This window comes from Dyadobacter sp. AC419 (assembly GCF_979253085.1).
The window spans coordinates 129,777-144,092 of the sequence record NZ_CEEDCD010000029.1 but is presented as its reverse complement, the minus strand read 5'-3'; the positions used below and the strand labels follow the sequence as shown (position 1 = coordinate 144,092).

Below are 14,316 nucleotides of genomic sequence, written 5' to 3'. Positions count from 1 at the left end.
CTCACTGCAAGAACGCCCGAAGATTCCTGATAGTTTGTTAAAATTTGTTAAACAACACAACTTACTGATTTTCAATAATGTAAGCCGACCAGAATTGCGGATCATAACGTTCCCAGGCGTGGCAGCCAAAAGGCAGTTTGTGTTGCATCAGTTCATAAGTCGCCGCCGGACTTTTTTCAAATGCAAACGCTAATGCAGTGAGCCAGGAAGGTGTTTTCAGGAAAAGCTTCATTGGAATGAGTCGCGTGGCTTCCTGAGAAAAAAGCATGTCTTCATTGCCTACCCAAGCGGGATAAACGGCATTGTAAATCTTTAAATAACGAATAAACGCTGGAATGCGCCGAAGCGAAAGCCCGCCATTTAAGACAAAGCGGTTACTCGAAAGCGAATTGGCAAATGTTTGATGAGACTCAGCGCCAAGCGAATCATATTCCGGCTTGTGCAATGACGGCGCGCCGATGTAATCAAAACCTTTCGCGCACCATTCAGAAAGCTCATCCCGGAACACGTAAGCATCTAACTGATAGATTAATATGAATTCATAATCAGAGAAAAGCTTATAAAAATCAATGGAAATCATGAGCCTATTATAAGCCGCAATGCCATTGAAATGGCCGTCATCGAGGCTTATCAATTGAATCGTCGGATAAGTTTCCGTCACAAAAGTCAGATCCAGGCTGGCAGGTTTCACAATCCGGACCGGATAATCGCCCAAAACCCGCATACATTGCTTCAACGACAATTTTTCGTTGTCGTTCAGCGCTGATTGATAAACCGGGATTACGACAGCAACGGAGGCCTTCGTCTTGTTTGATTTCACTATGCCTGAATTTTATTCCAACAAATCGCCGATTGCAGGCAGCCACCAGTCTTTGCTGCTGAACTTATAATATCCTTTTACCAGATCCGTAACAATCGGGCTAAGCCTTCGAATGCGTTTATCGGGTAGTGAAGCGCGCTTGAAAAAGTGCCTTTGAGATAAATATAATTTGATCAGCTTTTCCCTTGGGACGTAAGGAAGCGCTTTGAGCAGCAGATAAAGATCACGCAGTTTGGCTGCTTTTTCTTCCAGCGGAACGAGCTTTTTCTTCCTATCACGCACAAAGCGGTCTTTCAGCTGCACTTTTTCGATTTTATTTCCAAAACCAACCTGCTGGCTGGCGTGAATGCGGTAATAAATGAGCGTATCTGCAATAAAATCGATCTTATTTTCAAGGCTGAGCACCATAGCGATCCACGCGTCGTGAATTAAGTCAGGAACATGCGTTGGAAATGGCATTAAGCGTTCCAGAGAAGATTTTCGGATGGCCAATGTTGCGCCGGTTACCACAAATCCGTTGAAAAGAATTTCATGCGGTTTGCCGTTTTTCCACTTATTCTGACAAGCGCTGTTGAATTCGATCTCTTCCCAGATCGTGGTCCCGACCGAAACCGAATCGTCATCAATTTTCATGGCATCAGAAAAAACCGCATCTTTATCGGGATGCGATTCAAGATAATCTACTTGTTTCTGAACCCTGTCTGCCCGCCACTTATCGTCCTGATCACACAATAGAATAATGTCTCCTGTGCACAGGGAAAGGCATTTTTCAAAATTCTTAGTTGAGCCAAGATTCACTTCGTTGATGTAAATGTGAACCGGAAAAGTATTTTCTGCCGCAAAAGCTTTGATAATTTCAATGGTGTTATCCCTCGACCTGTCATCGCATACAACTAACTCATCAATCGGAAGTGTCTGATCAGCAATGCTCTTCAACTGCTCAGACAAATATTTTGCCCCGTTGTAAGTACACAAAGCCACTGAAATCATAAATGTGTTTATAAATTAAAAACGCTGCAAGTTAGCAGTCTAAATACACTATCGCCAAACCGTAAGGCGACTTTTACAAAAAGTCCTCATTAAGCCTGGATTCTTTCAAATGGCCCAGCCTGACCACTTTTTTGTCGACCGCCCATTGCATTACATCCGAATAGCCCTTTGCCTCGTGGTAATAAATGAGCCGCGTGTTATGGTCTTTCTGCCATTTTGCGACGCGAGTCTCCAAATCCTCGTTCATTACAATGAGCGATTTACGGTTATTGTAAAAAACCGTTCCCCACAGTAACAAGGCAAAAACGCCCAAAGCAAGCAGATGACGCTGTTTTAGCACTTTGAGATCAAGAAATATCAATAAAAGAATAACGGGAATTGTTGCCGTAAAAAACATGTAACGAGGCGCTACGCCACCCGCCGCACGTGTTTCAAATCTGGAAATGGAAATGATAACGCCTGTGAGTATGGGCAACGAAAGCAGGCAATATAAAAGCGGATTTTGAAAAGCATAACCATTAAAAAACAACCAGATCCAGGTTATTAACACGGCCGCGCCAACGCCCATGCAAATATAAATGTTGAAATATTCGTTCGTAGAGGGGTTTATATAAACAAAACTACCCATGAAAGTGAACAGCAGCCGCGCTGCCCATTCGACATTGAACGGCACTTGTCCGCTGCCCGCAATCTCGGGTCTCGGGAAGAATGTGATCCATAATAATAGAGCTGAAACGGCGCTCCATACAATCAGCAATGTCCTTTTTTTCTGAGCAAAAAGCATAAATGCGCCGAGGAAGAGCGCCAAAAAACCATTTCCGAAAGAAAAAACGGCGATGGCAACGGTCAATATGGAGAGGAAAAAATTTTTGCTTTTAATGTTCTGCGATTTGTTGAGCAGGAAAAGGCTGAGAAAGCAGAAGAAAAAAACCGTATAATGCTGAATTCCTCCCCAATAATAGAATGTGACCTGCCAAAACGCGAGACTGAACAAAAACGCACAGGCAAACAGCATGCTATCGCCGCTTAGCAGCCTGTTTTGCTTCATGATGCAAAGCATTAGGATAAAAAAAGCAAACAGAAACAGGTTTTGGAAAAAGACGAGATTAGCAAAATCAACGCGTTGAAAAATGCTATAATATGCTGCGGCGGCTGACTTGGAAATGATGATCCGGTGCTCGTTATGGCGGCTGAAAAGGATTTCAATTTTTCCGGCAAATGTATAATCGTCAAAAAAAATGCGTTTTATAAAACCAATTGTGGTGTCGTAATCGTCGAAAGAAGGGAGATTAAGCGTGTTGGTAAAAAGTGTGCATGCGAAGATTAAAAAAATGGCAATACTCAAACTGATTGAGAGATATTTAGGCATATCTGATATTTTTGTCAAAAACTGGACGGGCATTCTGCACCACATAAAGTTACGCCCCGATTTTTGAGATTCTAAAATAAAGTTCACAAAAGCACATAATGGCATTACCCGATCAACTTAAAAAGGCGATTATCCAGATGCCGGCCAAAGAAAAGGATAAACTGCTGCTCAGGCTGATCACAAAAGACAAAACGCTCTCCGACAGACTTCATTTTGAGCTGATTGAGGACAGCGCGACCATTCCGGAAAGACGTGACGAAATTACCGGCCGCATTACCAGGACTTCAAAATCCAATCAAAACACGCCCGGCTGGATCTTGATGGACATGCGCAATCTGAGTGGCGACATTGCTTATCACGTAAAGGTTACCAAAGATAAAATCGGCAGCATTGAGCTCAACCTATTCTTAATGAACACTTTCATGGAAGAATATGCCAACATTTTAAAAACCTATTCTTCCCGGGCAGACACTTGCGCGCTATATCTTGCCAAAAAAGCACAGGTAATTTTAAATGCTTTCAATAAGCTGGACGAGGATTATCGCGTGGATTACATTAAGGATACAAACCGCATGTTAGCGTCTATTTATACGCTTTGTTCCAAAATGTACGCGCGACAAATGGAGCTGCCCAAAGAACTTGAAAGCTAAAAGATCTTTCTCATGAAAAAGACAGCATTATTGCTCATAGATGCACAGTTTGATTTTTGTAATCCGAAAGGAGCGCTTTTCGTGCCCGGCGCAGAAGCCGACGTGGAAAGGATCGCCCGGCTCATTGCATTGGAGGGTGAAAAGATCGATAGTATTTTCGTGACATTGGACACGCACCGCGTGCTGGACATTGCGCATCCGCTGTTTTGGCAGGATAGCAACGGAAACACGGTCGCGCCATTTACGCTGATCACCTCCGATAATGTAAAAGCAGGGAAATGGACTCCTCGTTATGAGCAGGATTATGTCCTTCGCTATCTTGAAACTCTCGAAGCCGAGGGTGAATTCAAACATTTCATCTGGCCGGAACATTGTTTGATCGGCTCAAAAGGCGCGGCGCTGGACGACACAATTATGGACGCGCTCCTGGCCTGGACGCACAGAACGGGCCGCGATTATAAGGCAATTATTAAAGGAACAAATCCCTTAACCGAGCATTTTGGCGTTTTTCGGGCGCAGGTTCCGGTTTCTAATGCGCCCGAAACAGAACTGGATCAGGCGTTTATCAATGAACTTGCCGCATTTGATCAAATTCTGGTGGCAGGCGAAGCGCGCTCACATTGCGTAGCGACGAGCATTAACCAGATCCTGAAATATGCGCCGGAGCTTGTTCCAAAGATCGTGATCCTGTCGGATTGCATGTCGGACGTGACCAATTGGGGCCATCTTGCTGACCCTATTTTTGAGGAAGCAGCCGAGAAAGGAATGACTTTTTTGAAAGCCAATGCAGTCCAGCTTTAATCAGGCTGCATTGCGATATTCCCTCCCCAAAAGCCAAACTAAATAAATGTACTTTTGGTTAGTATAAAGATCGGTGCATGATGAAACTTGCATCGGCTTTCCATCTGATTTTCTCTTATGATGCAATTACCTGTACCGCGGATTGAAGCTGCCCAATTCGATGATTTGGATCCAAGGCAATACATTCTAATCAAAGGTGCCCGAGTTAATAATCTCAAAAATATTGATGTCGCGATTCCGCGAAATAAGCTTGTTGTTATCACGGGGCTTTCAGGATCCGGCAAATCTTCCCTCGCTTTTGACACACTTTTTGCCGAAGGGCAGCGCATGTATGTCGAAAGTTTGAGCAGTTATGCACGCCAGTTTCTGGGCCGCATGGAGAAGCCGGAAGTGGAATATATCAAAGGAATTTCCCCCGCCATTGCCATTGAGCAAAAGGTCAACACAAGAAATCCGCGCTCGACGGTTGGGACTTCAACTGAAATTTACGATTATCTCAAACTGCTTTTTGCCCGCATCGGACATACATACTCTCCTATTTCGGGTGAGCTCGTCAGAAAAGACACTGTAACCGACGTGGTCAACTTCATGCTGGCACACGAGGAAGGCTCGCGGGTGATGATCCTGGCGCCTATGCTTATTCGCGAAGGCCGCACGCAGCAAGAGGAGCTTACAATTCTGCTTTCCAAAGGTTACAACCGTATTTTCTTGAATGATGCAGTTGTTTCCATCGAAGACATTGTTGAAAATCCGGATAATTATTCTCAAGCTGGAAATCAGATTTTTATATTAATCGACCGCGCAGGCATTAAGCACGATGACGAAGACACGCAATATCGTCTGTCAGATTCTGTGCAAACTGCTTTTTTTGAAGGTGAAGGCATTTGCATTGTCGAAGTTGTGAATGGTGAGAGAAGGGTTTTTTCAGACAAGTTTGAATTGGACGGAATGTCTTTTGAAGAACCGACTGTCAACCTTTTCAGCTTTAATAACCCTTATGGCGCTTGCAAAAGGTGCGAAGGTTTTGGTAAAGTTTTGGGCATTGATCCTGATCTCGTGATTCCTGATAAGGGACTTTCGGTTTACGAAGGCGCGATTGCACCCTGGCGCACCGAAAAAATGAGCGAATGGCTTACGCCGCTCGTTCGCAATGCTGTTAAGTTCGATTTTCCGATTCACAGACCCTATAAGGACCTCTCCAATGAGCAAAAAGAGCTTCTTTGGACGGGTAATCAATATTTCCAGGGCCTTAATGACTTCATTGCAGAGCTGGAAACACAGACTTACAAAATTCAATACAGAGTAATGCTTTCGCGGTTCCGTGGCCGCACAACCTGCCCGGACTGCCGTGGATCTCGTTTACGAAAAGATGCTTCCTACGTAAAATTGGGCGGCGCTTCCATTACGGATCTCGTTTTAATGCCGATTAAAGATGTTTCTGTGTTTTTCCAAAAACTGGAAATCGGTGAGCATGACCGGCAGATCGCAAGACGCGTATTAACCGAGATTGAAACACGGCTCGAATATATGAACCGGGTTGGTTTGGGTTATTTGACATTAAACCGACTTACAAGCACATTGTCCGGAGGTGAATTTCAGCGCATTAAGCTGGCCACTTCCTTGGGAAGCGCATTGGTGGGCTCCATGTATATTTTGGATGAGCCCAGCATTGGACTGCATCCGCGCGACACGCAGCGCTTAGTCGGCGTGCTTGAATCTTTGCGCGATCTTGGAAATACAGTGATCGTGGTGGAGCACGAAGAAGAAGTCATGCATGCTGCGGATCAGATCATTGACATTGGCCCAGAAGCCGGCACTGGCGGCGGACACGTGGTTTTTCAAGGCAATTGGGAAGATATTTCTGACTTGAAAAACGCTGGTTATATCGATAATGATGATTCCGGCGTAAAGTCGCACACATTGGATTTCCTTTTGGAAAATGACTCGATTCCGGTTCCGACGATCAGGAGAACTTCGCTGCATTCGCTGCACATTAAGGGAGCAAGAGAAAATAACCTGAAAGAACTGGATGTAACAATCCCGCTCAATATGCTGACTGTGGTGACCGGCGTCAGTGGCTCGGGCAAGTCAACATTGATCAGAAAAATCCTTTATCCTGCATTAATGCGCCTTAAAGGTGAATTTAGTGAGGAAGTAGGACGGTTTGACGAGCTTACCGGAAGCATTGACAGGATTGAAGCCGTTGAAATGATTGACCAGAATCCTATTGGAAAATCTTCACGCTCGAACCCGGTTACTTACATTAAGGCCTACGATTATATCCGTCAGATGATGGCTGATTTGCCATTATCCAAAGCGCGGAGTTATAAACCTTCGCATTTTTCATTCAATGTGGACGGCGGGCGTTGCGAGATTTGTCAGGGCGAAGGTCAGGTGAAAATTGAAATGCAGTTTATGGCTGACATTTATCTTAAATGTGAAGGCTGTAATGGCAAACGATTCAAGCAGGAAATTCAGGAAGTGCGTTACAACGAGAAAGATGTGGCCGAAATCCTGGATATGACTGTGGATGAAGCCATTGAATTTTTCAGGCCAACTGAACCAAAACTGGTTGAAAAGCTGATGCCTTTGCAGGAAGTGGGGCTTGGATATGTAGGCTTAGGACAATCTTCGAACACATTGTCGGGCGGGGAAGCGCAGCGTGTGAAGCTGGCTTCTTTCTTAGGAAAAGGCTCTTCCAATAAAGGAAAGACGCTTTTTATCTTTGACGAACCAACAACCGGACTGCATTTTCATGACATTAAAAAACTTTTGAAAGCCATTAATGCATTGGTAGATCAGGGCGACAGCGTGATCATTATCGAGCATAACATGGAAATCATCAAAAGCGCCGACTGGATCCTGGATCTCGGTCCCGAAGGCGGAGACGGCGGTGGATATCTCACATTTGCGGGAACGCCGGAAGAAATGGCGAAGATTGATGACAATTATACAGCCGCATTCCTGAAAGACAAAATTTGACCAAATAGCCTGATTACAGCGAAGAATCGTAGATTATGCAGTAAAGACAATGAGGAAAAGCCTTATTGAACCGAAACCAAAATGCGATTTCTATGAAGTTATATAAAACCGAAAACGGCATTCTGCTCGAAAGAGACGATCTTTTCTATCGTTTGCATGAAACCGACTGGGATCTGGCAGTGAACCGGGATGATCTTTACGAGTGGCTCGAAATTCAAATTGAAAGCCTCATTCCGATCACTTTTACGGACGATATTCCGATGCCCGAAATCCTGGCGCCGATTGGTTCTCAGGAGGTTTGGGCGTCGGGCGTAACTTATTTCAGAAGCCGCACGGCCCGCATGGAGGAATCTGAGAAAGCAGGCGGTGGCAGTTTTTATGACCGCGTATATGAAGCCGAAAGACCCGAGCTTTTCTTCAAATCGACTGCCTGGCGCGTGATAGGCAACCATGGAACCGTCCGCATCCGCCGCGATTCCACCTGGGACGTTCCCGAACCAGAACTAACATTATTTGCATCCTCATCGGGAACATTGGTGGGTTACACCATTGGAAACGACATGAGTTCGCGGAGCATTGAGGGTGAAAATCCTTTGTATTTGCCTCAGGCTAAGTCATATACAGGAAGTGCAGCCATTGGCCCTTGCTTATATGTGCCGGAATTTCCGCTTGGTGAGGATACGGTGATCGACATTGCCATTGTCCGCGCTAGTGAAGAAGTTTTCAGCGGCGAAGTGACATTATCCCAGATGAAACGCAAGCCGGACGAGTTGCTTCGTTATTTGTTTCTTGAAATGGCCTTCCCGCACGGCGCTTATCTTATGACCGGCACCGGCATCATTCCCCCATCCGATTTTACATTACAACAAGGCGATATCGTTCATATTTCCATCGAGCCTATTGGAACACTTACAAACACAGTGGGTTAAAAAAACAAAAGCTGCAACTTTAACAGTTGCAGCTTTTTAGTTCATGGTGAATGTTGTCTCGATCAGCTCGGCAATCCGATGAATGCATAAATCGTGCAGCGAACGAATGAGACTAGTTTTGTAACGATCGAATCATCAGAATCGCTATCTTCTTCATTGGTAAAAAATGATGAAGGACCTGCTTCCAGAATTCTTTCATTCAATGTCATCGCCTCCGTATTGCTTGCAAACTGAGCAGTGAATGCGGTAACGCGCTTCACGCTGGCATGTTTAACAACTTTTGAAGGTTTCGCTTTTTTCGCAACCATGCGTTCGCTTGGCTGAATGCACTCTTTGCCTGCCTGTAACTTTTTGTGTGCTACAAACATGTTGTGCGAGTATCCGGTTGCCCCAGCCTGTAAGCTGAAAAGAACTAGGAGTGTAATTATTTTAAGTGTTTTCATGGCTATGTTTCGGTCGTTCAGAGAAAAATCAGGATGCGATTTCGTTGTAACTAATTGACTCTACAAATATATATGTTTTAATAGGTATCTTGCAATACATAGTACCTTGTTTTTAACAATTTTTAGGAAAAATTTTTTGAGCACCTAAAAATGTTGAACGGCAGCACCTTCGTATTAACAGATGTAAATATAATTTAAAAGGTTGCAGCTCGCGGGCAAAAAAAGACGAAAACGCGTAATTTACCCGCTGAAATGTAGTAGATAACCGATAAAACAAAAACGCCGGACTGTGAAGCCCGGCGTTTTATTACGTTATAGTTTGATTATCTTATTTTTCCCGGAAGAAAATCGTAATCGGCACACCCGAAAAATCGAAGTTTTCGCGCATTCTGTTTTCCAGGTAACGCAAGTAAGGCTCCTTCACGTGTTTCGGATTACTGCTGAAAAACACGAATGTCGGCGACGGCGTTGGCAGCTGGATCATATACTTAATGTTGATATACTTTCCTCTATCAGCCGGCGGCGGATATCTTTCAATTTCAGCCTGCATCACCTCGTTCAATTTTGAAGTCGTGATTTTCTTGGTTTTGTTTTTATAAACTTCCATTGCCTTCTCCATCACCTGGTGAATGCGCTGTTTTTCAACAACGGAAGCGAAAATGATCGGCATGTAGTTCATTGGAGCAAGTCTTTCCAAAAGCGCTTTTTTGAATGTATCAGCCGTTTTGGAATCCTTTTCAACCAAGTCCCATTTATTGACCATGATCACAATGCCCTTCTTCGCCTTATCAGCCTGACCGATAATGTTCATATCCTGACCTTCAAGGCCCAATGTTGCATCCAAAAGAATGATACAAACATCCGATTCCTCCATCGCCTTCACCGAACGCAATGTGGAGTAATATTCAATGTCTTCGTTAACGCGCGATTTGCGGCGAAGTCCGGCAGTATCCGTTAAGATAAACTCCATTCCAAAAGCATTATAATGCGTGTGGATGGCGTCGCGCGTTGTGCCCGCAATGTCCGTTACAATGCTCCTGTCTGTTCCTGTGAGCACATTCAGGAAAGAAGATTTACCCACATTCGGCCTTCCCATAATCGCAATACGCGGGATTCCAGCCTCGGGATCTTCAACGCCCGGTGTCTCAAAATGTGTGATCACCTGATCCAACAACTCACCCGTTCCAAAGCCTGTTTGTGCAGAAATAGCAAATATCTGATCACCAAGCCCTAACTCGTAAAATTCAGCAGCAGACTGGTAACGCTCCTGCGTTTCGGCTTTGTTAGCAACCAGATAAACCGGCTTTTTAACGCGTCTAAGCACATTTGCAAAATCTTTGTCCAGATCCGTAAGCCCCGTCATCGTGTCCACCATGAACAAAACCACCGTGGATTCTTCTAATGCAAGCTCAACCTGCTCGCGAATTGCGCCTTCAAAAATATCTTCTGAACCAACGACATAACCGCCGGTGTCGATTACCGTAAAATATTGATCGGTCCATTCACCGTAACCATAATGGCGGTCACGGGTAACGCCGCTCTGGTTGTCCATAATTGCCTTACGACTCTCCGTAAGGCGGTTAAATAATGTGGATTTGCCCACATTCGGACGCCCAACAATTGAAATAATATTTGCCATTTTGTATTAATTAATGTGGTCCAAACGGTTCGCAATCAACCGTCCTTCTTTCTTTTATTATAAATTATTCGTCGTAGCCAAACTGTCTTAGTTTGTTTTCCTTACTTCTCCAATCCGGCTCAACCCGCACGTGTTGTTCCAGAAATACTTTTTTGCCAAAAAACGCTTCCATATCAATCCTTGCCTGCGTCCCGATTTTTTTCAGCATTTCACCTTTTTCTCCTATAATGATCCCTTTCTGGCTTTTGCGTTCCACAAGGATTTCCGCGCGGATCACGATCATGTCGTCCCGTTCTTTGAATTCTGAAATTAAAACTTCGGAGCTGTATGGAATTTCCTGGCGATAATTAAGGAAGATCTTTTCGCGGATGATTTCCGAAGCAAAGAAACGCTCCGGCTTATCTGTAAGTTCATCCTCGCCAAAATACGGCGGGTGGAAAGGTAATCTGGTGATTACGGCATCAAAAAGGGTCGCAATGTTCGCTTGATGCAATGCAGAGATCGGCACAATGGCATCCGGCTGGATTGCCGCTTCCCACTCAGCCATTTTCGCATCCACATGCTCCTGATCAGAAAGGTCAATTTTATTCAAAACCAGCACAACCGGCGCGTCGGCACGTTTCAGCAAAGGCAAAACTTCATGATCTGCCACTTTCTCTCCGATCTCGGCTACGAACAAAACCACGTCCGCATCTTCCAATGAGCCTTTTACAAAAGTCATCATAGAATCATGCAGCTTATAAGCCGGCTTGATCACGCCGGGCGTGTCCGAATAAACGAGCTGAAACGGGATATCTTCATGCTTACCATTCAGAATGCCCATGATGCGGTGGCGCGTAGTCTGGGCTTTCGATGTAATTATTGACATCCTTTCGCCCACCAAAACGTTCATTAATGTGGATTTACCAACATTAGGTTTACCTATAATGCTGACGAAACCAGCGCGGTGGTTGCGGAAAGGAACTGCTATTTCTGTCTTTTCTTCCATGTGTTACTTAAAAATCACACAAAAGTACGGTTTTCCGCCTAGGAAATTGCTATAAATGATTGTTAAGGAGCATGATTACAAAAAATCCGCATTTATTTTTCCCTCAAAACTTGCGTTATATTCCAAAATAGTCGTATGTTTGCACTCCAATTCAACAACACCGCGGGATGGAGCAGTTGGTAGCTCGTTGGGCTCATAACCCAAAGGTCGCTGGTTCGAGTCCAGCTCCCGCTACAAGAGAAAGGTCGCAAACGAAAGTTCGCGGCCTTTTTGCGTTTTAATTCTTGCTCCTACTCACTCTTCAAACTCTTCACCGGATTCAGCATTGCTGCTTTTATTGCCTGATGACTAACTGTAAGCAACGTAATCCCCAAAACGCTTACACCCGCCGCGATGAAAATCCACCAGGAAATGGCTGTGTGATATTTGTAGTTATTGAGCCAGTTGGTCATTGTATACCAGGATATGGGCGCAGAAAGCAGGCAGGAAATAAGGACTAAGGAGATAAATTCGAGTGACAGCAGGCTCCAAAGGTGTAGAATGGATGCGCCGAGCACTTTGCGGACGCCTATTTCCTTGGTTCGCTGCTCGGCCATGAACGATGCCAGGCCAAAAAGCCCCAGACAACTGATCAGAATGGCGAGTGCAGCAAATGCTGAGGCGAGGTTACTAATGCGTTCTTCGGACTCGAATTTGAAATTATATTCCTGGTCTACAAAATCGTAATTAAATGGCGCGTCAGGGCTGTGATGCTTGAAAACTGCTTGAATGTTTTTCAAAGCTTGCTGTGTTTCTCTTGCAGGATCGAGCCGGATTGTGACAAAATCTCCTGCGCGTGGACGGATAAAGAAGATCGTTTGGCGGACCGGTTCGTATGGGGACTCCATGATCATATCCTTCACTACGCCTAAAATGCGGAAACTTTTGCCTTCCCATTTAACGGTTTCACCGATTGCAGCCTCAACGTTCGGGCTATTCAAACCCATGAATTTTACAGCCGTTTCATTTAACACAAATCCATTAGAGTCGGTTGGAAAACTTCTTGAAAAGTCCCGGCCTGCAACGAATTTCCAGTCGAGCGTTTTGCCAAAATCGTGCGAAATGCCGATGGTGGCGAACTCTGCTTCGAGATCGGGATCTTTGCCTTTCCAATCAAAACCAACATTGGCTGACCTCACCTCGGTGGGTGGCCCCATGGACTCGGCCATGGCGGTTATGGTGCCCGTTTTCAGCAAATCGTGCTGCACCGCTTCGAAATGGTTGTGAATGTCGGGCGTGTTGACGTGAATGGTCACGAGGTTTTCGCGATTATAACCAATGGGCCGGCTCTTAGCGTGTAAAATCTGCTTGTAAACGACAATGGTGCCGATTATCAATGTGATGGACACTGTGAATTGAAGCACAACCAACACTTTTCTAGGGAGAACAGCTGCTAATCCGATGCGTGCGCCGGTGCCTTTTAATGTTTTTACAGGTTGAAAAGAAGACAAATAAAACGCTGGATAACTGCCGGCAATGACGCCGGTTACAATGCTGAAAGAGATTACGACAGCCCAGAAAATCGGATCCGACCATAGCATAACCATTTCCTTATCAGCCATCCGGTTGAAAAATGGCAGCGTTATCTGGACAACAAGCAAAGAAATAACAAGCGCCAGCAGAACCACCAAAAACGATTCACTAAAAAACTGAGCGATCAATTGCCGCCGCAACGAGCCGATTGCCTTCCTAATCCCAACTTCCTTCGCACGCTTCTCCGACCGCGCAGTGCTGAGGTTCATAAAATTAATGCACGCCAAAAACAGCACGAAAACGCCTATAATGCCAAAAAGCCAGACAAATTGAATTCTTCCACCCGTATTGACGCCATTTTCCCAATCAGAATACAAATGCCAGCGGCACATGGGATGGAGCAAGATTTCGGGCTTGAACCGAAGCTCATTTTTGTCAGCCTTTGTTGCCTTAATGTCTTTGATTTTCGCAGAAACAGCCTGCAAATCAGACTTTTTAGACAGCTGCGCGTATATTTGAAATGAACTGCTGGACCAATTACTGTTGTCCTGCGCATCCTTAACCCAGTCCGTTGAAGCAACATATAAATCCCACGGCGCTATGAAACGCACTTCTTTGAACTCCGAATTATATGGAAAGTCTTGATAAACGCCCGTAACCTTCACATTTGACTCATTATCAAGCTTAATCACCTTATTAAGCGGATCTGCAGTTCCGAAAAACGCATTGGCGACGGATTCAGCAAGCAACATCGAACCCGGTTCTTTCAAGCCCGCGCGCGTGCCCCGCACCATTTGTAACGAAAGCATTTCTGCCACTTCGGGCGACATAAAATTGCCCGCTTTGATAAATTTCGCATTTTTATAAGCCAAGATATGCCGCGTCGTCCAGGACGAAAGCACCACATTTTCAAAATCTTCGGGAAAGCTGTTTTTAAGCTCGGCAGCAAGTGGAATGGGCACATTGCTGCCTATTACGACCTCACCATCAAGCGTTTGTTGCTGCATGAGCTGTGCTATGCGGTCGTAGTTTTGATGATATTTATTGAATGTCAATTCATCATAAACCCACAGACCCATCAGCATTGCAGCCGCCATCCCTATGGCCAACCCGCCAATGTTGATCGCAGAATATCCTCTGTTCTTAATGAGACTGCGAAAGGCGATTTTTATATAATTTCTGAGCATAAAAAC

General features: G+C 44.9%; 11 protein-coding genes and 1 tRNA gene. 5 read left to right on the top strand and 7 right to left on the bottom strand.

All coding sequences use genetic code 11. From position 1 onward, the window contains the following. Positions 1 to 61 precede the first annotated feature (61 nt). The 3 genes from AC0IYG_RS28640 to AC0IYG_RS28630 form a co-directional block, all read right to left on the bottom strand. Positions 62 to 820, bottom strand: coding sequence for a DUF5672 family protein (locus tag AC0IYG_RS28640; protein ID WP_471714484.1), 759 nt, complete (start codon positions 818 to 820; stop codon positions 62 to 64). Positions 821 to 832: 12 nt separating this feature from the next. Then, positions 833 to 1,810, bottom strand: a complete 978-nt coding sequence (locus AC0IYG_RS28635) for a glycosyltransferase family 2 protein (protein WP_471714483.1) — start codon at positions 1,808 to 1,810, stop codon at positions 833 to 835. A 73-nt stretch (positions 1,811 to 1,883) separates the two neighbouring features. Then, a complete protein-coding gene (locus tag AC0IYG_RS28630) occupies positions 1,884 to 3,155 on the bottom strand; it encodes a hypothetical protein (RefSeq protein WP_471714482.1) in 1,272 nt (423 codons plus the stop codon). Positions 3,156 to 3,277: 122 nt separating this feature from the next. Here AC0IYG_RS28630 and AC0IYG_RS28625 point away from each other — a divergent pair, with 122 nt between their 5' ends. The 4 genes from AC0IYG_RS28625 (at position 3,278) to AC0IYG_RS28610 (ending at position 8,541) form a co-directional block, all read left to right on the top strand. Further along, complete coding sequence (locus AC0IYG_RS28625) at positions 3,278 to 3,829, top strand: hypothetical protein (protein WP_471714481.1); 552 nt, start codon at positions 3,278 to 3,280, stop codon at positions 3,827 to 3,829. A gap of 12 nt (positions 3,830 to 3,841) precedes the next feature. Beyond that, positions 3,842 to 4,630, top strand: coding sequence for a cysteine hydrolase family protein (locus tag AC0IYG_RS28620; RefSeq protein ID WP_471714480.1), 789 nt, complete (start codon positions 3,842 to 3,844; stop codon positions 4,628 to 4,630). A 117-nt stretch (positions 4,631 to 4,747) separates the two neighbouring features. Continuing rightward, positions 4,748 to 7,612, top strand: a complete 2,865-nt coding sequence (gene uvrA, locus AC0IYG_RS28615) for an excinuclease ABC subunit UvrA (RefSeq protein WP_471714479.1) — start codon at positions 4,748 to 4,750, stop codon at positions 7,610 to 7,612. Between the two features lie 92 nt (positions 7,613 to 7,704). After that, the gene (locus AC0IYG_RS28610) at positions 7,705 to 8,541 is read left to right on the top strand and encodes a fumarylacetoacetate hydrolase family protein (protein WP_471714478.1); all 837 of its coding nucleotides are present in this window, start codon (positions 7,705 to 7,707) and stop codon (positions 8,539 to 8,541) included. Between the two features lie 62 nt (positions 8,542 to 8,603). Here the strand turns inward: AC0IYG_RS28610 and AC0IYG_RS28605 are convergent, their stop codons facing one another. The 3 genes from AC0IYG_RS28605 to era all read right to left on the bottom strand — a co-directional run bounded on the left by AC0IYG_RS28605 (position 8,604) and on the right by era (position 11,611). After that, positions 8,604 to 8,984: a hypothetical protein gene (locus tag AC0IYG_RS28605; RefSeq protein ID WP_471714477.1), complete on the bottom strand. Its 381-nt coding sequence runs from the start codon at positions 8,982 to 8,984 to the stop codon at positions 8,604 to 8,606. Between the two features lie 328 nt (positions 8,985 to 9,312). Next, a complete protein-coding gene (gene der / locus AC0IYG_RS28600; RefSeq protein ID WP_235161860.1) occupies positions 9,313 to 10,623 on the bottom strand; it encodes a ribosome biogenesis GTPase Der in 1,311 nt (436 codons plus the stop codon). A gap of 64 nt (positions 10,624 to 10,687) precedes the next feature. Further along, positions 10,688 to 11,611 (bottom strand): GTPase Era, encoded by a 924-nt coding sequence (gene era / locus AC0IYG_RS28595; RefSeq protein WP_471714476.1) that lies wholly within the window; start codon positions 11,609 to 11,611, stop codon positions 10,688 to 10,690. A gap of 161 nt (positions 11,612 to 11,772) precedes the next feature. Between era and AC0IYG_RS28590 the strand changes: the two genes are divergently transcribed. Next, positions 11,773 to 11,845: transfer RNA gene (locus AC0IYG_RS28590), tRNA-Met, on the top strand. A gap of 56 nt (positions 11,846 to 11,901) precedes the next feature. Here AC0IYG_RS28590 and AC0IYG_RS28585 read toward each other — a convergent pair. Further along, positions 11,902 to 14,310: an ABC transporter permease gene (locus AC0IYG_RS28585; protein ID WP_471714475.1), complete on the bottom strand. Its 2,409-nt coding sequence runs from the start codon at positions 14,308 to 14,310 to the stop codon at positions 11,902 to 11,904. Positions 14,311 to 14,316: the final 6 nt, after the last annotated feature.